This is a genomic window from Pseudomonas sp. NGC7, from assembly GCF_047159675.1.
Lineage (GTDB): Bacteria > Pseudomonadota > Gammaproteobacteria > Pseudomonadales > Pseudomonadaceae > Aquipseudomonas > Aquipseudomonas kermanshahensis.
The window spans coordinates 5005603-5024273 of record NZ_BAAFZY010000001.1 but is presented as its reverse complement, the minus strand read 5'-3'; the positions used below and the strand labels follow the sequence as shown (position 1 = coordinate 5024273).

The window sequence follows — 18671 nt, the reverse complement described above, 5'->3', positions numbered from 1 at the left end:
GAATTATAGTTAGGCACTGTCGCTTACAGACTTGATGGGGAGGTGTGCACATGTTCGGCAATGTATTGACCTACGACGCCTATCACTTGGCGTTGTATCTGATCACGGCGATTGCCTGGGTAAGCTTGGGCTTTGGCTTCCTGCTGCGCGGGATAGACATGCAGGCGCTCTACAAGGGCTGCGCGATGTTCGGCGTGGCGCTGACCATCAGTGTGGTGATGCTGGTGGTGGATATCCTGCAGATGCTTGAGCACCATCAGGTGGAGATGGCATTGGTGATAGTGGGTATTGTTCTGCCGGCTGGGGTTATTCTGACCTACAAGGCAAGTTATTTGTTAGGTAGGTTTTCTCCTAAAAGCTTGTAAGAAGTTTCTTACAACTTAGTGCGTGACAGCGTCACCGGTTAGCAACGCTGTCACGTTTCAGCGGCTTAGAAGTGTACTTTTACCAAGAAGCTCGCCGTATTTTGGTCAGTGGTAAAGGCATCGGAATCCTTGATGCCGTACTTGTTCTTCCAGTAGTCGTATTCAAAACCGACATACAGTTGCTTCTCACCCAGGTGCAATGCTTTGCCCAGGTCATATTTGACCTGTGGGTTGAAGTGCAGGTTGGCTTGGTAGGTGCCGCGACGGTTCTCGTCGTTGTCCACGACCCAATCCATGAAGCCGTCGATAAGGATGTCGGACGAGCCGACTGGAATGGTGTAGGACCAGACCGGGGTAATCTGCCAGACGTTGTCGCCCGCGCGGCTGCCGTCGGTGGTGCGCTGGTAGAAGTTCAGCTGGAAGTAGTCGAAGCCTGGGATGTCCAGGTCGAAGCCCGGGCCGATCAGGTAGGACTCGGTATCACCCTCGCCGAACTCGTAGGTCATCGCCAGCAGCACGTCCTTGACCGGGCCGAACGCCAGCTTCTGGTCGAAGATCTTGCCAAACGACAGGCGTGGGCTGATTTCACCGTAGTAGGTGTTGGGGCCGTTACCCGCGTCTTTCTTGCCTTGGTAGAAGATCTTGTCGACGAAAATGAAGTTGTCGCCGTACTTCCAGCCATCGGCGTGCTCGAAGGTCACGGTTTGCTGGATCTCGGGGTTGACCTTGAAGTTCTTGCCCCACAGGTAGGTGAGGCTGTTGTTCTGCCACTGCAGCAGGTCGCCGCCGAAGGTGGTGCCGCAGGCCAGCAGGCCGCCGGCGAGGATCAGGCTGTTGATGGTACGCATTGCGAGTGTCGCTCCCTTGATTGATCTGTTGTCAGCGCTCGGTGTTGGCGCTGTTTTTGTCTTTTGAGTCAGCTTTTTTCGATAGGCCACAGCTGTTTGGCAAGAGCTGAGCCAACTTTTCCGGGCTGGCACAACCTTCCTGCTCGACTTCGTTCTGAACGGATGAAAAGGGTCTTTCAGGCTGGCAACACGTTGGCCAACCGCCCGTATTCATTGACTGAGCGGTCAGTAAACGCAGGCAGAATCCGTTCTGCCCTGATCGAGGGGGCGCGCAGATTACTGGCTTGCGCGCCGGTCCTCAAGTGCTCCGTCCTGGAGCGGTGTGAATCAAACTTGTGCGTTTGGTCAGGTTATTAGAAATGGACTTTGATCAGGGCGCTTGCAACGCTCTGGTTGCTGTCCACATTGCCACGGCTGTCGATGCCGTATTTGTCCTTCCAGTAGCTGTATTCAAAGCCCACGTACAACTGCTTGGCACCCAGGTTCAGGGCCTTGCCCAGGTCGTATTTGACCTGCGGGTTGAACTGCAGGTTGGCGTGGTAGGTGCCACGGCGGGTCTGGTCGTTGTCCACGACCCAGTCCATGTAGCCGTCGATGAGGATGTCGGACCTGCCCACGGGAATGGTGTACGACCAGGCCGGGGTGATCTGCCAGACGTTGTCGCCGGGGCGGCTGCCCTCGGTGTTGCGCACGTAGAAGTTCAAGGTGAAGTAGTTGAAGCCGGGGACGGCCAGGTCGAAGCCGGGGCCGATCAGGTAAGCCTCGTTGTCGCCTTCGCCACGCTCGTAGGTCATGGCGATGAGCACGTCTTTGATCGGGCCGAATTCGAATTTATGGCCGGTCATCTTGCCAAGCGACAGGCGTGGGCTGAACTCACCGTAGTAGGTGGTCACGCCTTTGCTGCGGTCGGCCTTGCCGTTGTAGAAAATCTTGTCGACGAACATGAAGGTGTCGCCGTACTTCCATTTGTTGGCGTGCTCGAACGTGATGGTCTGCTGAATATCAGGGTTGACCTTGAAGTCCTTGCCGTACAGGTAGCTCAGGCTTTCGCCGTGCCATTGCAGCCATTCGCCTGCATGCGAGGGGAGGGTGGCCAGCAGGCTGCTGCCCAATAACAGGGACGTGGTGATGCGCTTCATGTCGTGATTCCCGGACTTATTGTTTTTGTTGGCGGTTTTTTTAGCGCGCAGGGGCGCCCCGAGCGGCCCATTCCGGCGGGCCGACGGTGTAGCGGTTACTGCGGGTGTGAGTCAGGGGCGGCCATTGCGCCGCCCCCTCTGGCTCAGTGCTGGTGACAGGCGTCGTTATGCGCCGCGCGGTCGGCACCCCCGAGGATGTTGAACAGCACGTTCAACACCAGGGCGCTGACCGTGGCCATGGCGATGCCACTGTGGGTGATCGGTTCCATCCACTGCGGCATCTGTGCGAAGAACTCCGGGCGTACCACGGGGATCAGCCCGAAACCGACACTCACCGCAACCAGCAGCTGGTTGCGACGGTCGCCGATGTCTGCTTCTTGAAGGATCTTGATCCCGGTGGCGGTGACCATGCCGAACATGGCGATGGACGCGCCGCCCAGTACCGCAGGCGGGATCGAAGCAATCAGGAAGGCCGCTTTGGGCAGCAGGCTGAGCAGGATCAACAGCGCGCCGGCCACCACGGTGACGTAGCGGCAGCGTACCCCGGTCATCTGCACCAGGCCGATGTTCTGGGCGAACGAGGAGTGGGTGAAGGTGTTGAAGAAGCCCGCGACAAACGACGCGCCGGCATCGCACAGCAGGCCGCGACGCAGCATGCCAGGCGTGACTTCACGATCGGTCACCTTGCCCAGGGCGAGGAACATGCCCGTGGACTCGACGAAGATGATCACCACCACCAGGCACATCGACAGGATCGGTGCCAGGCTGAAGGTCGGCATGCCGAAGTGCAGTGGGGTGACCACTTGCAGCCACGGTGCGTCTTTCAGGCCGGTCAGGTCGACCATGCCGATGGAGCCGGCCAGGATGTAACCCAGGCCCATGCCGACCAACACCGAAACGTTGACCCAAAAGCCACGCATGAAGCGGTTGATGAGCAGGATCACGGCCAGTACCAGGCCTGCGACCATCAGGTAGATGGGCGAGCCGAAGGCTTCTGCCTCATGGCCGCCACCGGCCCAGTTGACCGCGACCGGGAACAGCGACAGGCCGATCGAGGTGATGACGGTACCGGTAACCAGGGGCGGGAAGAAGCGTACGACCTTGGACATGAACGGCGCGATCAGCATGCCGAAGAACCCGGCGGCGATGGTCGCGCCGAAGATCCCCTGCAGGCCGACGCCGGGCATGCCGGCCATGGCCACCATGCTGCCGACGGCAGCGAAGCTGGCGCCCATCATCACGGGCATGCGGATGCCCACCGGGCCGATACCGAACGACTGGATGATTGTAGCGACGCCTGCGACCAGCAGGTCGGCGTTGATCAGGAAGGCGACTTCTTCACGGGACAATCCGGCGGCTTGGCCAATGATCAAAGGCACGGCAATCGCGCCTCCGTACATCAACAGTACATGTTGCAGGCCTACCAGGATCAGTTGGAACATGGGCAGAGGCTGACGCGGCGGCGCAACGGGAATGTACGCCTTGCGTGACTCGGACATGCAGCACCTCGAGTTTTGTTTTTATTCTCGGATCCAAGCGCCAGGCTGCAGGCCTGGGCGCTCGATGCTTGCTAGTTGCGTATTGCCTTGAAACAGAGGCCGGACAGGCCGGCCTCTTCGCGGGTAAACCCGCTCCCACCGGGAGCGGTGTGTGCCCGATGGGTCAGTTGACCGGGGCGCCTTTGGCGATCCAGTCACCGACGAGCTTGCGCTCTTCGGTGGTCATCTGGGTGATGTTGCCCAGCGGCATGATCTGGCTGGCGACCGCTTGCGCCTGGATGCGCGCGGCTTGGGCCTGGATCTGCTGCGGGGTGTCGAACATCACGCCGGCAGGGGCGGCGCTGAACAGTGGGCTGGTCGGCTTGGACGAGTGGCACACGGTGCAGCGTTCCTGGATGACATTGTGGATCTTGTCGAAGCTGTCGCCGCTTGCCTGGGCAGTGGCTGGCGCCGGTGCCGCAGGGGCTTCGGCGGGCTTGCTGGCCTCCTCGGCGCGCAGCTCGGCAGCCGTCTTGCCGCCGACGGCGGTGGCGGGCAGCGGCTGGTACTCGATCTTCGCGGCTGCTTGCTCTGGGCTGACGGCCATCGGCTTGGGGCCGGTAACGTAGGCCAGGCAGATCATCGCCAGGGCGCCGACGGGCAGGGTCCAGGCGTACTTGCTGCTGTCATGGCGGGTGTTGAAGTAGTGACGGATCAATACCGCCGCCACTGCAATGCCGGCCAGGATCAGCCAGTTGTACTGGCTGCCGTAGGTGCTCGGGAAGTGGTTGCTGATCATGATGAACAGCACCGGCAGGGTGAAGTAGTTGTTGTGACGCGAACGCAGCAGGCCTTTGGCCGGCAGGCGTGGGTCAGGCGTGGTGTTGTTCTCGATCGCTGCCACCAGCTGGCGCTGGGCCGGCATGATGATGCGGAACACGTTGCCGACCATGATGGTGCCGATGATCGCGCCGGTGTGCAGGTATGCGCCACGGCCGCTGAATACCAGGCTGAAGCCCCAGCACGCAGCGATGATCAGCACGAACAGCACGCCACCCAGCAGTGCCGGGCGCTTGCCCAGCGGCGAGTCGCAGAGCAGGTCGTAGATGAACCAACCGGCCACCAGCGAACCGATACCAATGGCCACGCCCTCGGCACCGCTCAGGGTGCTGCCAGGGGCCAGCAGGTACAGGGTCGGGTTCCAGTAGAACACCACGCACAGCAAGGCGATACCGGACATCCAGGTGAAGTAGGCTTCCCATTTGAACCAGTGCAGGTTCTCGGGCATTTTCGGGGGTGCCAGCTTGTACTTTTCAAGGTGGTAGATACCACCGCCGTGGATGGCCCAAAGGTCACCCGACAGCCCGTCACGCGGATTGCTCCGGTTCAGGTTGTTTTCCAGCCAGACGAAGTAGAACGATGCACCGATCCAGGCGACACCGGTGATCATGTGAACCCAGCGAATGCTCAGGTTCAGCCATTCGTGAAGGTGTGCTTCCACAGTATGTACCTCTGCCGATCACCTTACGATGATCGACCTTTTCTTATTGGTGGGGATTGAGGATCAGCATCTGTTCCTCGGTGAAGTAATGCTCATCGCAGTTGTTGCCAGAACCACTGCGATCAACCACCAGGAAATCATCCCGCTTTTCGATCGTAAGCACCGGGTGGTGCCAAACGCCGCGATGGTAATTGATGCCCTGCCTGCCGTTACTGCGGAAGGCGCGGACCAAGCCTGATACAGGTGCATCGCCAACGGGCGCGACCACGATCAGAAAGGGGTTGCCGAGCAGCGGGATGAAAGCCTGGCTGCCCAGCGGATGGCGTTCCAGCATGCGTACGGTCAGCGGCATGTCCAGCGCGTCGGCGCGGAAGATGCTGATGATCGCTTTGTCTTCAGGCTCGGCGGTTTCGACCGTGGCGAGCTTGTGAAAGCGCATGGTCGAGCCGTTGTTGATCATGAAGTGGTCGCTGCCATCGGTTTCGATCACGTCACCGAAGGGGGCGAAGGCTTCTTTGGTCAGGGGCTCGATCATCAGGGTGCGCATGCGGTTATCTCTTCTATTGTTCGTTTTCTGAATGAGGTTCGGCTGTTGCTTACAGCTGCAGCAGACGGAACAGGGCGATCAGGTTGATCTGCGCCAGGGCTTCCTTGAATTCGGCATCCGCGTCGTTGTGGATGCGTTTCTCGAAAGCGGCGAGGATCTGGTGCCGGTTGCTGCCCTTCACGGCCATGATGAAGGGGAACTGGAACTTGGCCTTGTAGGCGTCGTTGAGTTCGGTGAAACGGGCGAACTCTTCGGCGGTGCACTGGTGGATACCGGCGCCGGCCTGCTCGTTGGTGCTCGATTCGGTCAACTCGCCCTGGATGGCGGCTTTGCCGGCCAGGTCCGGGTGAGCGTTGATCAGCGCCAGCTGGTCGGCGTGGTTGGCGCTGAGCAGGATGTCGCTCATGCGCTGGTGCAGCACTTCGATCTCGTCCAGCTCGCTCAGGTTGCCCAGGCCATAGGCTTTTTCAGCGACCCACGGCGAGTGCTCGTAGATGTCAGCGAAGGCGGCGACGAAGGCGTCGCGGCCCAGGGTCGATGGCGTGAGGGTCTTGAAAGCGGTCATCAGGCGTTCTCTTTCTTGTACGGGTGGGTGGTGTGCCAGTGGCGGGCGATGTCCGCGCGACGGGCGAACCAGACCTGGTCATGGCTCTTGGCGTAGTCGACGAAGCGCTTGAGCGCGGCCAGGCGCGCCGGGCGGCCGACCAGCCGGCAGTGCAGGCCGATGGAGAGCATCTTCGGCGCTTCGGCGCCTTCGGCGTACAGCACATCGAAGGCGTCCTTGAGGTACTGGAAGAACTGCTCGCCGCAGTTGAAGCCTTGTACCTGGGTGAAGCGCATGTCGTTGGTGTCCAGGGTGTAGGGGATCACCAGGTGCGGCTTGCCGGTGGGGTTGTTCGGCTCCCAGTAGGGCAGGTCGTCGTCGTAGGTGTCGCTGTCATAGAGGAAACCACCTTCCTCCATCACCAGGCGGCGGGTATTCGGGCCGGTGCGGCCGGTGTACCAGCCCACAGGGCGCTCGCCGGTCAGTTCGGTGAGGACGCGGATGGCTTCGAGCATGTGCTCGCGCTCTTGGGCCTCGTCCATGTTCTGGTAGTCGATCCAGCGGTAGCCGTGGCTGCAGATCTCGTGGCCGGCTTCGACCATGGCGCGGATCACATCCGGGTGGCGCTGAGCGGCCATGGCCACGGCGAACACGGTCAGCGGTACGCCGCTGTCCTTGAACAGCTTGAGCAGGCGCCACACGCCAGCACGGCTGCCATACTCGTACAGCGACTCCATGCTCATGTTGCGTTGGCCCTGCAACGGCTGGGCGGCGACCATCTCGGACAGGAAGGCTTCGGACTCTTTGTCACCGTGCAGGATGTTGCGCTCGCCACCTTCTTCGTAATTGAGGACGAAAGACAGGGCAATGCGGGCGTTGCCCGGCCATTGCGGGTGAGGTGGGTTGTTGCCGTAACCGATCAGGTCGCGAGGATAGTCAGCGCTCACTGCAGTCTTCCTTCTTGTGTGTTAGTGCGGGGTGGGCGGGCCGCGTCGGTATGTCGCACCACCGGATGGGCTGATTGTATACAACTTCTGAAATCTTTTGTAAGCCTGTTTTTCCGCATTTCTTCCCTTTTGTCGCCTGAGAATCCCTTGCAATAAACCTGCCTGATTGGTCAGCTAATGACGTTGCCCTCGGCACGGTGCCTGTATTTGCGACTGTTGGCGGGTTTGCCTGGGCCGCGACAGACGGGTTCAAAAAATTGTGTACAATTTGTCGATGGAATGTCTTAATAACGTCATTCCCGCACATCGCAGGCCGGTTGGCGTGATGATGGCCGTGTATTTTTTGCCCACAGATTGAACAAGAGGCGACAAGCAATGGGACGTTTGACCACACACGTACTGGATGCCGCGCATGGCTGCCCGGGCAGCTCGATCAAGGTCGAGTTGTACCGTGTCGAAGGCCAACAGCTGGAGCTGGTGAACACCGCCCTGACCAACAGCGATGGCCGCGTCGATGCGCCGCTGTTGCAGGGTGACGATTACCGCACGGGCGTTTACCAGTTGCAGTTCAGCGCTGGCGATTACTACCGCGCTCGCGGTGTGCAACTGCCGGCCCAGGCGTTTTTGGATGTTGTCGTGCTGCGCTTTGGCATCGACGAGAAACAGGAGCATTACCACGTGCCGCTGCTGATCTCGCCGTACAGCTATTCGACCTATCGCGGAAGCTAGTTGGTCGCTAGAAGAATCTTCGTAGGTCCTTTGGCCCGCTCTCACACTGGCGGGCTTTTTTTCGTCTGGTGTTTTTGTATCTACAGGTGAGTTGCACTGCGCGACTGACATTTTTACCAGTGGGCTCTTTGGGGTGCGTTTGAGAAAATCAGGTTTTAAGTAACCTTTGAGGATCTCACCTGATGAATACAATTCATGTGTATTCCCCTTTTGGCCACGCACTGCTTCATCAGGCTGCTCTTGGCTTCAACGGTGAACGATCGGATTGGGTTACTGGCCATTATCATCTGGGTAATGGATATAGAGCGTACAACCCCGTTTTGATGCGTTTCAATGGCCCGGATAGCTTGAGCCCGTTCGCCCAAGGTGGTTTGAACGCATACAGCTACTGCCAGGGTGATCCAGTGAATCACCGTGATCCAACCGGTCACTGGCTAGTGAAAGCACTGGTGGAAATGGTCAATAGAGTACCTGCGAGCGGTCAGGCAGCGCTGGCTGGGGCTGCAGATAACACCCCAAAGAAATTTACTCAGTTAATTGGCTTTCATGGTACGAAGGCTTCAAATGGACCCTCGTTGAAACGTGGTTTGGCGCGTGGGCATTCACTGCCTGATAGGCGACTTCAAGGAGAAGGTTTTTATATAACGGATGATATGTACCAAGCCGAGGCATACGCTAAAGCGGCCGACGGCCCAGGTGAGGTTCTGGGGGCATTTTTGCAAGAAGGTGTCAGCTTGGTTCCAACTATTGGCTATGGAAAGGACAAGGCAGGCCGGATCGTGCTCAAGCCACCAGTATTCCCTTATATCCAGATGCGGGACTTACCTCCGCTAGGTGCGAAGGTAGTGGAGCTGCGTGCAGCGCCCTATGCCTTTAAGAAAAAACCAGCACCCGGCGCCTAGATAGAATGGGCGCCGAGGCGCCCTTTGTTGATGCGAGTGGCTATTAGAGGAACACAAACTTGGCAATGAAAATCGCACACAGCACCCACAGGCTGGCCGAGATTTCCTTGTACTTGCCAGTCCCCGCCTTCAGCGCCACATAGGTAATGAACCCCAGGGCAATACCGTCCGCGACCGAGAAGGTCAGCGGCATCATGATCACGGTGACGATCGCCGGAATGCTGTCGGTGGCTTCATCCCAGTGGATGTGCGCCATGCTGCCCATCATCAGCATGGCTACGTAAATCAACGCACCGGCGGTGGCGTAGGCGGGAATCATCCCGGCCAGCGGGGCGAAGAACATCGCCGCGACGAACAGCAGGCCAACCACCACTGCCGTGAGACCGGTACGCCCACCGGCGGCCACCCCCGCCGCGCTTTCTACATAGCTGGTAACGGGCGGCACGCCGACCACGGCACCGAACACGCTGGAGGCACTGTCTGCCTTCAATGCGCGTGACAGGCCTTCGATACGCCCGTCCGGCGCCACCAGGTTGGCACGTTGCGCCACGCCCATCAGGGTGCCGGCGGTGTCGAACATGTGCACGAACAGGAACGCCAGCACCACGCTGATCATGCTGACGTTGAACACGCCGGCCACATCCATGGCCATCCAGGTGGGCGCCAGGCTTGGCGGCATCGACATCACCCCGCCAAATTTCACCAGGCCCAGGCCCCAGCCGGCCAGGGTGACGCCGATGATGCTGATCAGGATCGCGCCGAACACCCGCTTGTAGCTGAGGATGGCAATCGACAGGAAGCACAGCGCCGCCAGCAGTGGGCCGGGTTCATGCAGCGAACCGAGCTTGATCAGCGTGGCCGGGCTGTCGACGATGATGCCTGCAGTCTTGAGGCCGATCAGTCCGAGAAACAATCCGACACCGGCCCCCATTGCATGGCGCAGGCTCACCGGGATGCTGTTGAGCAGCCATTCGCGCACTTTTGACAGGGTCAGGAACATGAACAGCACACCCGAGACGAACACCGCGCCCAGTGCCGTTTCCCAGTTGTAGCCCATGGTGCCGACCACGGTGTAGGTGAAGAACGCATTCAGGCCCATGCCGGGCGCCAGGCCCACCGGCCAGTTGGCGTACAGGCCCATCAGCAGGCAGCCCAGCGCGGCGGCGATGCAGGTGGCGACGAATGCCGCGCCGTGGTCGATGCCGGCGTCAGCCATGATGTTGGGGTTGACGAAGATGATGTACGCCATGGTGATAAAGGTGGTCACCCCGGCGATCATTTCGGTTTTGACAGTGCTGCCATGTTGCTTGAGTTTGAAAATCCGCTCCAGCCAGCTCGTTTCGAGCGGTGGGGCGAGATCCAGCGTAGGGGCTTCGGATTTGCGGCTTTCCACAGCGGGTACTCCTCAAGTCTTTCTTGTTGTTTTGGAGCCATTGTCCTGCGCTTGCACTTGGCGGCTCCGCGAGGGAAGGCAGACGCCTGACCGTTTTGTTGACTTATGGGTCAGGAAGTTGCACGGTGGATTATGCTTTTGTGTACAAATAAAGCAAATAATGTTTTATCTTTTGTGTGCGCAATGCGCAGTACAACGGCTATATAGGTAAAAGGCCACCTGCAGAAACGGCTCAGCCTGTGTACAATGGCGCCATACTTTCCTTCGTGCCTCGAGAGCCCATGAACGAACAGCTGCAACCTCTGAAAAAACCTGTGCGCGCTGGCAAGGCCGGGCGCAGCGGTACCCAGGACGACATCGTCTACGCGCATATTTTCGAGGCGATCCTCGAACAGCGTCTGGCGCCGGGCACCAAGTTGAGCGAGGAAGCGCTGGGCGAGATCTTTGGCGTCAGCCGCACCATCATCCGTCGCGCCCTGTCGCGCCTGGCCCACGAAAGCGTGGTGCTGCTGCGGCCCAACCGCGGTGCGGTGGTGGCCAGCCCGACGGTGGAAGAGGCACGCCAAGTGTTCTTCTCGCGGCGCATGGTCGAACGCGCCATCACCGAACTGGCCGTGCAGCACGCTACCCTCGAACAGCTCAACGAGCTGCGTCAGATGGTGCGTGAGGAGCGTGACAGCTTCTCCCGTGGTGACCGCGGCGCGGGCATCCGCCTGTCTGGCGAATTCCACCTGAAGCTGGCCGAGGCGGCGGGTAATGCGCCGTTGGTCAGTTTCCAGCGCAGCCTGGTGTCGCAGACCTCGCTGATCATTGCCCAGTACGAAAGCGGCAACCGCTCGCATTGCTCGTACGACGAGCACATGCAGCTGATCGATGCCATCGAAGCGCGTGACGCCGAGCAGGCGGTGAGCCTGATGATGCATCACATGGACCACATCGACAGCAAGCTGAACCTGGACGAAGAAAGTGCCTCGGACGATCTGCATGCGGTGTTTTCGCATCTGTTGAAAAAGCCCAAGGTTGCTGCCAAGGGTTGATCGTTTGCTTGTATGAACTAGGGGGCCGCGTTGCGGCCCATTCGCAGCACAAGGCTGCTCCTACAGGGGTTACGCAATCCTTTGTAGGAGCAGCCTTGTGCTGCGAATGGGGCGCAACGCGGCCCCTGGTCGTTACTGGCCATAAACCAAACGTCTGCTAAATTCTTGTGAGCAAACCTTCATCAAGCAGTTGGGCTTGCGCATTCGTTGCGTTCAACTTCTTGAGGAAAGGGTTCATGAGCATGTCCCTCGGTACACGCATGGGGGCCGAACTGATCGGCACCTTCTGGCTGGTCCTCGGTGGCTGTGGCAGTGCGGTAATCGCAGCCAGTTCTCCGCTCGGCATCGGCGTTCTCGGTGTCGCCTTCGCGTTCGGCCTCACTGTCCTGACCATGGCGTTCGCCATCGGTCACATCTCTGGCTGTCATCTCAACCCCGCCGTGTCGTTCGGGCTGGTGGTGGGCGGGCGCTTCCCCGCCAAAGAACTGCTGCCCTACGTCATCGCCCAGGTGATTGGCGCCATCCTTGCGGCAGCGGTGATCTATTTCATCGCCAGCGGCAAGGCCGGTTTCGAGCTGTCGTCGGGGTTGGCGTCGAACGGCTACGCCGATCATTCGCCCGGCGGCTATTCACTGGGGGCGGGGTTTGTCAGTGAGGTGGTGATGACGGCGATGTTCCTGGTGGTGATCATGGGGGCCACCGATGCCCGCGCCCCGGCAGGCTTTGCGCCGATTGCCATCGGCCTGGCCCTGACCCTGATCCACCTGATCTCGATCCCGGTGACCAATACCTCGGTCAACCCCGCGCGTAGCACGGGGCCGGCACTGTTCGTCGGTGGTTGGGCCCTGCAGCAGCTGTGGCTGTTCTGGCTGGCGCCGCTGATCGGGGCAGCGATCGGCGGCGCGTTGTACCGGGGCCTGGCGAAAGAGCCTTAGCGCTGGTGCACGCAACGCCCAGCGGCGTAGGTTTCGCGCACAGTGCGGTCATCGCCCAGGGTGGTGAGCACGAACAAGGTCTCTTCGATGCTGTTGGACTGCTGAATACGGTAGTCCAACAGCGGCGTGGCCTTGTAGTCGAGCACCACGAAGTCGGCATCGTTGCCGGCGCGCAGGCTGCCAATGCGGTCGTCCAGGCGCAGTGCACGGGCGCCGCCGAGGGTGGCCAGGTACAGCGACTTATACGGGTGCAGGCGTGCGCCCTGCAGTTGCATGACCTTGTACGCCTCGTTCAGCGTGTTGAGCAGCGAGAAGCTGGTGCCGGCGCCCACGTCGGTGCCCAGACCAACGTTGACCTTGAAGCGCTCGGCCTGCGGCAGGTTGAACAAACCGCTGCCCAGGAACAGGTTGGAGGTCGGGCAGAAGGCCACGGCCGAGCCGGTTTCGGCCAGGCGCTGGCACTCGTCGTCGCACAGGTGCACGCCGTGGGCGAACACCGAGCGCTCACCCAGCAGCTCGAAGTGGTCATAGACGTCCAGGTAGCCTTTCTGCTCGGGGAACAGCGACTTGACCCAGTCGATCTCCTTGAGGTTCTCCGACAGGTGCGTGTGCAGGTACACGCCCGGGTGCTCCTTGAGCAATTGGCCGGCCAGGGTCAGTTGCGCTGGGGTGCTGGTCGGTGCGAAACGCGGGGTGACCGCATAGTGCAGGCGGCCCTTGCCGTGCCAGCGCTCGATCAGTGCCTTGCTTTCGGTGTAACCAGACTCGGCCGTGTCGGTCAGGTAATCAGGGGCATTGCGGTCCATCATCACCTTGCCGGCGATCATCCGCAGGTCGAGCCGTTCGGCTTCTTCGAACAAGGCGTTGACCGACTCCGGGTGCACGCTGCCGAACACCAGGGCCGTGGTGGTGCCGTTGCGCAGCAGTTCCTTGAGGAAGATTTTCGCGACCTGGTCGGCGTGGCCCTTGTCGGCGAACTGTTTTTCGCACGGGAAGGTGTAGGTGTTGAGCCAGTCCAGCAGCTGTTCGCCGTAGGAGCCGATCATGCCGGTCTGTGGGAAGTGAATATGGGTATCGATGAAGCCCGGGGTGATCAGGGCATCCTGGTAATGCACCACGTCGATACCGGCATCCAGGGTCGGCAGCAGCTCGCTGGCGTGGCCGATGGCGCTGATGCGGCCATCGTCGACCACCAGCAGGCCGTCTTCGTAGTATTCATGGGAGGCCTCCAGGCCGACCTCGGCCGGGTCGGCGATGCTGTGCAGGATGGCGGCACGGTAGGCTTTGCGGGTTGCGGTCATAAAGCGCTCGTCAAATGGCTTGGCTGCGCCGGGAGGGCGGCAGCAACTGGGCAATGGGGCCGGCGTTGGCGGCAGCGTCATGCTGGCCGAAGCAGGCGTTGTAGGTGGCAATGATTTCCGCGGCGATGGACACGGCGATCTCGATCGGCAGCTTGCCCTTGACCTCGGCAATGCCCATCGGGCAGCGCATGCGGGCCATGACGGCAGCGTCGTAGCCGCGCTCGCGCAGGCGGTGCTCGAACTTGGCCCGTTTGGTCTTCGAGCCGATCAGGCCGAACCAGGTGAAATCGTTGCGCTTGAGAATGGCGGCGGTCAGTTCCAGGTCGAGCTGGTGGTTATGGGTCATGACGATGCAATAGCAACCGGTTGGCAGCTCGGCCACTTCATCGACCGGCTCCTCGTTGACCACCTTGGTCACCCCAGGGGGGATGAGCTCGGGGAATTCCTGATCGCGCGAATCGATCCAGCGCACCCGGCAGGGCAGCGCGGCGAGCAAGGGTACCAGAGCGCGGCCGACATGGCCCGCACCGAACACCGCGATCTGCGCCTGCACTGCGGCCATCGGTTCGAACAGCAGCACGGTGACGCCGCCGCAGCACTGGCCGAGGCTGGCACCGAGGCTGAAGCGCTCCAGGTGCGGGGTGGTGCGTTGTGCTTCGAGCATCTGCCGGGCGATGTGCAGGGCCTTGTATTCCAGGTGGCCGCCGCCGATGGTGTCGAACAGCGCGGTGGCACTGACGACCATTTTCGAGCCGGCGTTGCGCGGGGTAGAGCCGCGTTCCTCGATGATGGTGACCAGTACGCAGGGTTCGCCACGGGACTGGTGGTCGGCGAGGGCGTTGATCCATTGGTGCATGATTCAACCTCTCTTGAAGGCTGACATTGTCCTTGTGGGAGCGGGCTTGCCCCGCGAATGCGGCAGTGGCCACACCCTCGTATTCGCGGGGCAAGCCCGCTCCCACAGGGTTACGCGATGTCAGTGAGTCACGGTTTCCAGTTCTTGTTCGGCAGATTGTTGCTGAGCCACTTCCTTGCGCATCTGCTCACAGCCCCACAACACGCGCTCCGGGGTCGCCGGTGCGTCGATGTTCGGCTGCACGCGGTAGTCGGCCAGGCTCGCCACGGCGTCCTTGATCGCACACCAGGCGGCGATGCCGAGCATGAACGGCGGCTCGCCCACGGCCTTGGAATGGAACACCGTGTCCTCCGGGTTCTTGCGGTTTTCCACCAGCTTCACGCGCATGTCCAGCGGCATGTCGGCTACTGCCGGGATCTTGTAGCTGGCCGGGCCGTTGGTCATCAGTTTGCCCTTGGCATTCCACACCAGTTCCTCGGTGGTCAGCCACCCCATGCCCTGGATGAAGCCGCCTTCGACCTGGCCGATGTCGATGGCCGGGTTCAGCGAGTCACCCACGTCATGCAGGATGTCGGCGCGCAGCATCTTGTATTCGCCGGTCAGGGTGTCGACGATCACTTCCACGCAGGCCGCGCCAAAGGCGAAGTAGTAGAAGGGACGGCCGCGGGCCTGGCTGCGGTCGTAGAAGATTTTCGGCGTGCGGTAGAAGCCGGTGCTCGACAGCGACACCTGGGCGAAGTACGCCTGCTGCACCAGTTGCTCGAAGCTGACGATCTGGTCGCGCACGCGCACATGGCCATTGCGGAACTCGACGTCCTCCTCGGTCACCTGATAGTGCCGCGCGGCGAATTCGGTCAGGCGCTTCTTGAGGATCTCGGCGGCGTTTTGCGCTGCCTTGCCGTTCAGGTCGGCGCCGCTGGAGGCCGCGGTTGGCGAAGTGTTGGGCACCTTGTCGGTGTTGGTGGCGGTGATCTGGATACGGTCGAAATCGACCTGGAAGATCTGCGCCACCACCTGGGCGACTTTGGTATTCAGGCCCTGGCCCATCTCGGTGCCGCCGTGGTTCAGGTGGATGCTGCCGTCGGTGTAAATGTGGATCAGCGCCCCCGCCTGGTTGAGGAAGGTGGCGGTGAACGAGATGCCGAATTTGACCGGAGTCAGCGCCAGGCCCTTCTTGAGGATCGGGCTGTTGGCATTGAACCGGCGGATCGACTCACGGCGTTCGGCGTAATCGCTGCTGGCTTCCAGGTCGGCGGTCATCTCGTCGAGCATGTTGTGCTCGACGGTCTGGTAGTAGTGGGTGACGTTGCGCTCGGTCTTGCCGTAATAGTTGGCTTTGCGCACGGCCAGCGGGTCACGGCCCAGGTGGCGGGCGATGTGGTCCATCACCTGTTCGATGGCAACCATGCCTTGTGGGCCGCCGAAGCCGCGGTAGGCGGTGTTGGAGGCGGTGTTGGTCTTGCAGCGGTGGCCATGCACGGTGGCATCGCCCAGGTAATAGGCGTTGTCGGAGTGGAACATGGCGCGGTCGACGATCGAGCCGGACAGGTCGGGCGAGTAGCCGCAGTTGCCGGCCAGGTCGAAGTTGATGCCGTGCAGGCGGCCGTTGTCATCGAAGCCGACGTCGTACTCGACATAAAACGGGTGACGCTTGCCGGTCATGGTCATGTCTTCAACGCGCGGCAGGCGCATCTTGGTCGGCAGGCCGGTCAGGCGCGCAATGACCGCGCACAGGCAGGCCGGGCTGGCGGCCTGGGTTTCCTTGCCGCCGAAACCACCACCCATGCGGCGCATGTCGAGGACGACCTTGTTCATCGGCACGTCCAGCACTTCGGCCACCAGCTTCTGCACCTCGGTGGGGTTTTGCGTGGAGCAGTAGACGATCATGCCGCCGTCCTCGGTGGGCATCACCGAAGAAATCTGCGTCTCCAGGTAGAAGTGCTCCTGGCCGCCAATGTGCAAGGTACCTTGCAGGCGATGCGGAGCACTGGCCAAGGCCGCGGCCGAGTCGCCGCGTTGGTGGGTGTGGCTGTCGAGCACGAAGTGCTTCTTGCGCAACGCTTCGACCACATCCAGTACCGGCTCCAGGTCTTCGTACTCGACGATGGCCGCCATGGCGGCGCGGCGGGCGGTTTCCAGGTCACGGGCGGCCACGGCGAGCACCGGTTGACCAAAGAACTCGACCTTGTCGATGGCCAGCAGCGGGTCACCGGCCACCACTGGGCCGATGTCCTTGAGGCCCGGGATGTCTTCGTGGGTGATGGCGATGCGCACACCTTCGAAGGCATAGCACGGCATGGTGTCGATGCGCAGGATGCGCGCATGGGCACGGTCGGCGGTGCGCGCATAGACGTGCAACTGGTTGGGAAATTCGAGGCGGTCATCGATGTACACCGCTTCGCCGGCCACGTGCTTGTCGGCGCTGTCGTGCTTGACGCTGCGGCCGACCCCGGTGGTCAGGTCCTGGCTGAACAGTTCGGCCATCTCGGCCTGGCTCTTGGCTACGTGATGGTTAGACATAAGCGGTCACCCGGGTTTCGATGTGCGGCGTTTGCTGTTCGATGAAGTACTTGCGCAGCAGGTTCTGTGCTGTCAGCAGGCGGTATTCCTTGCTGGCGCGGAAGTCGCTGAGCGGGGTGAAGTCTTCGGCCAGGGCCTGGCAGGCGCGCTCGATGCTGGCCTGGTTCCATGGCTTGCCGCGCAGGGCTGCTTCGCAGGCGCGGGCGCGTTTGGGTATCGCGGCCATGCCACCGAAGGCGATACGCACACCGCTGACCACGCCGTTCTCGATGCTCAGGTTGAATGCTGCGCACACGGCAGAGATGTCGTCATCCAGGCGCTTGGACACTTTATAGGCGCGGAAGGCCCAATCCTCACTGGCGCGCGGCACGATGATCTTCTCGATGAACTCGCTGTCCTGGCGCGCGGTGATGCGGTAGTCGATGAAGTAATCCTCCAGCGCCAGGGTGCGCTGACGTTCGCCTTGGCGCAGCACCACCTGCGCATCCAGGGCGATCAGCAGGGGCGGCGAGTCTCCAATCGGCGACGCGTTGCCGATATTGCCGCCCAAGGTGCCCTGGTTGCGAATCTGCAGCGAGGCGAAGCGGTGCAGCAGGTCGCCGAAATCAGGGTACTCGGCGTTGAGCGCCTCGTAGCAGTCAGTGAGCGGGGTAGCCGCGCCGATTTCCAGGTGGCTGGCGGTTTTGTCGATGCGCTTGAGCTCGGCCACATGGCCGACATAGATCATCACCGGCAGGGTCTTGTGGAACTGGGTCACTTCCAGCGCCAGGTCGGTACCACCGGCCAGCAGACGTGCTTCGGGGTGCGAGCTGTACAGGTCGGCCAGGTCGGCCACGGTCAGCGGCACCAGGCAGCGTTTGTCGCCGCTGTTGAGCTCGCCGGTCTGGGTTGGCGCAATGGCCTTGAGGCGGCTGATGGTTTGGGCTTGCTGGGCGTCGAACTGATCGCGGCAAGGCTGGCGGCAGCTTTGCTCGGCGGCATCGAGGATCGGCCGGTAGCCGGTGCAGCGGCACAGGTTGCCGGCCAAGGCTTCCTGGGCGTGATGCACGTCGGCGCCTTGGCTGTTTTTCTGCAGGGCGAACAGCGACATGACAAAGCCTGGGGTGCAGAAGCCGCATTGCGAGCCATGGCAGTCGGCCATGGCTTTTTGTACGCTGTGCAGTTCACCCTGGTGCTTGAGGCCTTCGACGCTGATCAACTGCTTGCCGTGCAGTGACGAAACGAACGTCAGGCACGAGTTGAGGCTACGGTAGCGCAGGGTATCCTGGCCTTGGTCGTCCTGGGTCAATTCACCCACCACCACGGTACACGCACCGCAGTCACCGCTGGCGCAGCCTTCCTTGGTGCCGGGTTTGCCCAGGTGCTCGCGCAGGTATTGCAGCACCGTCATGTTCGGGTCCAGGGCGTGCTCATTACGCAGCTCCTGGTTGACGAGAAACTGGATCACGGGGATGGCCTCGCAATGGTTTTATTGTTGTTGGGCGGACAATAAGCAGACCTGACGAGCTGGTCAATATTTTTCTGACTCAAAGGTCAGGAAAATGCGTATGTCTACACCCGGCCGAACACATTGCCCATATCACAAGCATAGATCGCGCCGTGCAGGCAGCTGCCTGGCAGGCCAAATAA

At 61.2% G+C, this 18671-nt stretch carries 16 protein-coding genes and 1 pseudogene; 5 read left to right on the top strand and 12 right to left on the bottom strand.

Features of this window, described 5'->3' with window-relative positions; translation table 11 throughout:
• Positions 1–50: 50 nt before the first annotated feature.
• Positions 51–365 carry a hypothetical protein gene (locus ACMCNM_RS22350; RefSeq protein WP_412765442.1) on the top strand — a complete coding sequence of 105 codons (315 nt, stop codon included), beginning with the start codon at positions 51–53 and terminating at the stop codon, positions 363–365.
• Positions 366–430: 65 nt separating this feature from the next.
• On the opposite strand, the gene ACMCNM_RS22345 is transcribed toward ACMCNM_RS22350, so the two are convergent.
• The 7 genes from ACMCNM_RS22345 to puuE all read right to left on the bottom strand — a co-directional run bounded on the left by ACMCNM_RS22345 (position 431) and on the right by puuE (position 7369).
• Positions 431–1213 carry an outer membrane protein OmpK gene (locus tag ACMCNM_RS22345; protein WP_027592962.1) on the bottom strand — a complete coding sequence of 261 codons (783 nt, stop codon included), beginning with the start codon at positions 1211–1213 and terminating at the stop codon, positions 431–433.
• Between the two features lie 353 nt (positions 1214–1566).
• Complete coding sequence (locus ACMCNM_RS22340) at positions 1567–2352, bottom strand: outer membrane protein OmpK (protein ID WP_085272528.1); 786 nt, start codon at positions 2350–2352, stop codon at positions 1567–1569.
• Positions 2353–2495: 143 nt separating this feature from the next.
• Positions 2496–3851, bottom strand: coding sequence for a nucleobase:cation symporter-2 family protein (locus ACMCNM_RS22335; RefSeq protein WP_412765441.1), 1356 nt, complete (start codon positions 3849–3851; stop codon positions 2496–2498).
• Positions 3852–4014: 163 nt separating this feature from the next.
• The gene (locus ACMCNM_RS22330; RefSeq protein WP_027592959.1) at positions 4015–5331 is read right to left on the bottom strand and encodes a urate hydroxylase PuuD; all 1317 of its coding nucleotides are present in this window, start codon (positions 5329–5331) and stop codon (positions 4015–4017) included.
• Between the two features lie 43 nt (positions 5332–5374).
• Complete coding sequence (locus ACMCNM_RS22325) at positions 5375–5878, bottom strand: ureidoglycolate lyase (RefSeq protein ID WP_027592958.1); 504 nt, start codon at positions 5876–5878, stop codon at positions 5375–5377.
• Between the two features lie 49 nt (positions 5879–5927).
• Entirely contained in the window at positions 5928–6443 is a 516-nt protein-coding gene (gene uraD / locus ACMCNM_RS22320; protein ID WP_027592957.1) for a 2-oxo-4-hydroxy-4-carboxy-5-ureidoimidazoline decarboxylase, read from the bottom strand.
• Complete coding sequence (gene puuE, locus ACMCNM_RS22315) at positions 6443–7369, bottom strand: allantoinase PuuE (protein ID WP_412765440.1); 927 nt, start codon at positions 7367–7369, stop codon at positions 6443–6445. Before puuE ends, uraD begins: the two co-directional genes overlap by 1 nt.
• Before the next feature lie 375 nt (positions 7370–7744).
• Here puuE and uraH point away from each other — a divergent pair, with 375 nt between their 5' ends.
• The gene (uraH, locus tag ACMCNM_RS22310) at positions 7745–8098 is read left to right on the top strand and encodes a hydroxyisourate hydrolase (protein WP_027592955.1); all 354 of its coding nucleotides are present in this window, start codon (positions 7745–7747) and stop codon (positions 8096–8098) included.
• A 200-nt stretch (positions 8099–8298) separates the two neighbouring features.
• Positions 8299–8529, top strand: a pseudogene (locus ACMCNM_RS22305) (RHS repeat-associated core domain-containing protein); the annotation flags it as partial.
• A gap of 514 nt (positions 8530–9043) precedes the next feature.
• Here the strand turns inward: ACMCNM_RS22305 and ACMCNM_RS22300 are convergent.
• Entirely contained in the window at positions 9044–10393 is a 1350-nt protein-coding gene (locus ACMCNM_RS22300) for an NCS2 family permease (RefSeq protein ID WP_099454895.1), read from the bottom strand.
• A 281-nt stretch (positions 10394–10674) separates the two neighbouring features.
• Between ACMCNM_RS22300 and ACMCNM_RS22295 the strand changes: the two genes are divergently transcribed.
• Together ACMCNM_RS22295 and aqpZ are read left to right on the top strand one after the other, a co-directional pair.
• Complete coding sequence (locus tag ACMCNM_RS22295; protein WP_027592953.1) at positions 10675–11430, top strand: GntR family transcriptional regulator; 756 nt, start codon at positions 10675–10677, stop codon at positions 11428–11430.
• A 236-nt stretch (positions 11431–11666) separates the two neighbouring features.
• Positions 11667–12365, top strand: coding sequence for an aquaporin Z (gene aqpZ / locus ACMCNM_RS22290; RefSeq protein ID WP_027592952.1), 699 nt, complete (start codon positions 11667–11669; stop codon positions 12363–12365).
• Here aqpZ and guaD read toward each other — a convergent pair.
• From guaD to xdhA, 4 genes are all read right to left on the bottom strand, one after another.
• The gene (gene guaD, locus ACMCNM_RS22285) at positions 12362–13666 is read right to left on the bottom strand and encodes a guanine deaminase (protein WP_027592951.1); all 1305 of its coding nucleotides are present in this window, start codon (positions 13664–13666) and stop codon (positions 12362–12364) included. The two genes, aqpZ and guaD, sit on opposite strands and share 4 nt — an antisense overlap.
• Positions 13667–13676: 10 nt before the next feature.
• Positions 13677–14522 (bottom strand): xanthine dehydrogenase accessory protein XdhC, encoded by an 846-nt coding sequence (gene xdhC / locus ACMCNM_RS22280; protein ID WP_412765439.1) that lies wholly within the window; start codon positions 14520–14522, stop codon positions 13677–13679.
• Positions 14523–14642: 120 nt separating this feature from the next.
• Complete coding sequence (gene xdhB, locus ACMCNM_RS22275) at positions 14643–17042, bottom strand: xanthine dehydrogenase molybdopterin binding subunit (protein WP_412765438.1); 2400 nt, start codon at positions 17040–17042, stop codon at positions 14643–14645.
• Entirely contained in the window at positions 17035–18489 is a 1455-nt protein-coding gene (gene xdhA, locus ACMCNM_RS22270) for a xanthine dehydrogenase small subunit (protein ID WP_412765437.1), read from the bottom strand. The genes xdhB and xdhA overlap by 8 nt, the downstream gene beginning before the upstream one ends.
• Between the last annotated feature and the right edge of the window lie 182 nt (positions 18490–18671).

Bases quoted from the DNA above. Each gene is read 5' to 3' on its own strand.
- ACMCNM_RS22350 (WP_412765442.1), top strand. From the start codon at position 51: ATGTTCGGCAATGTATTGACCTACGACGCCTATCACTTGGCGTTGTAT.
- ACMCNM_RS22345 (WP_027592962.1), bottom strand. From the start codon at position 1,213: ATGCGTACCATCAACAGCCTGATCCTCGCCGGCGGCCTGCTGGCCTGC.
- ACMCNM_RS22340 (WP_085272528.1), bottom strand. From the start codon at position 2,352: ATGAAGCGCATCACCACGTCCCTGTTATTGGGCAGCAGCCTGCTGGCC.
- ACMCNM_RS22335 (WP_412765441.1), bottom strand. From the start codon at position 3,851: ATGTCCGAGTCACGCAAGGCGTACATTCCCGTTGCGCCGCCGCGTCAG.
- ACMCNM_RS22325 (WP_027592958.1), bottom strand. From the start codon at position 5,878: ATGCGCACCCTGATGATCGAGCCCCTGACCAAAGAAGCCTTCGCCCCC.
- uraD (WP_027592957.1), bottom strand. From the start codon at position 6,443: ATGACCGCTTTCAAGACCCTCACGCCATCGACCCTGGGCCGCGACGCC.
- uraH (WP_027592955.1), top strand. From the start codon at position 7,745: ATGGGACGTTTGACCACACACGTACTGGATGCCGCGCATGGCTGCCCG.
- ACMCNM_RS22295 (WP_027592953.1), top strand. From the start codon at position 10,675: ATGAACGAACAGCTGCAACCTCTGAAAAAACCTGTGCGCGCTGGCAAG.
- aqpZ (WP_027592952.1), top strand. From the start codon at position 11,667: ATGAGCATGTCCCTCGGTACACGCATGGGGGCCGAACTGATCGGCACC.
- guaD (WP_027592951.1), bottom strand. From the start codon at position 13,666: ATGACCGCAACCCGCAAAGCCTACCGTGCCGCCATCCTGCACAGCATC.
- xdhC (WP_412765439.1), bottom strand. From the start codon at position 14,522: ATGCACCAATGGATCAACGCCCTCGCCGACCACCAGTCCCGTGGCGAA.
- xdhB (WP_412765438.1), bottom strand. From the start codon at position 17,042: ATGTCTAACCATCACGTAGCCAAGAGCCAGGCCGAGATGGCCGAACTG.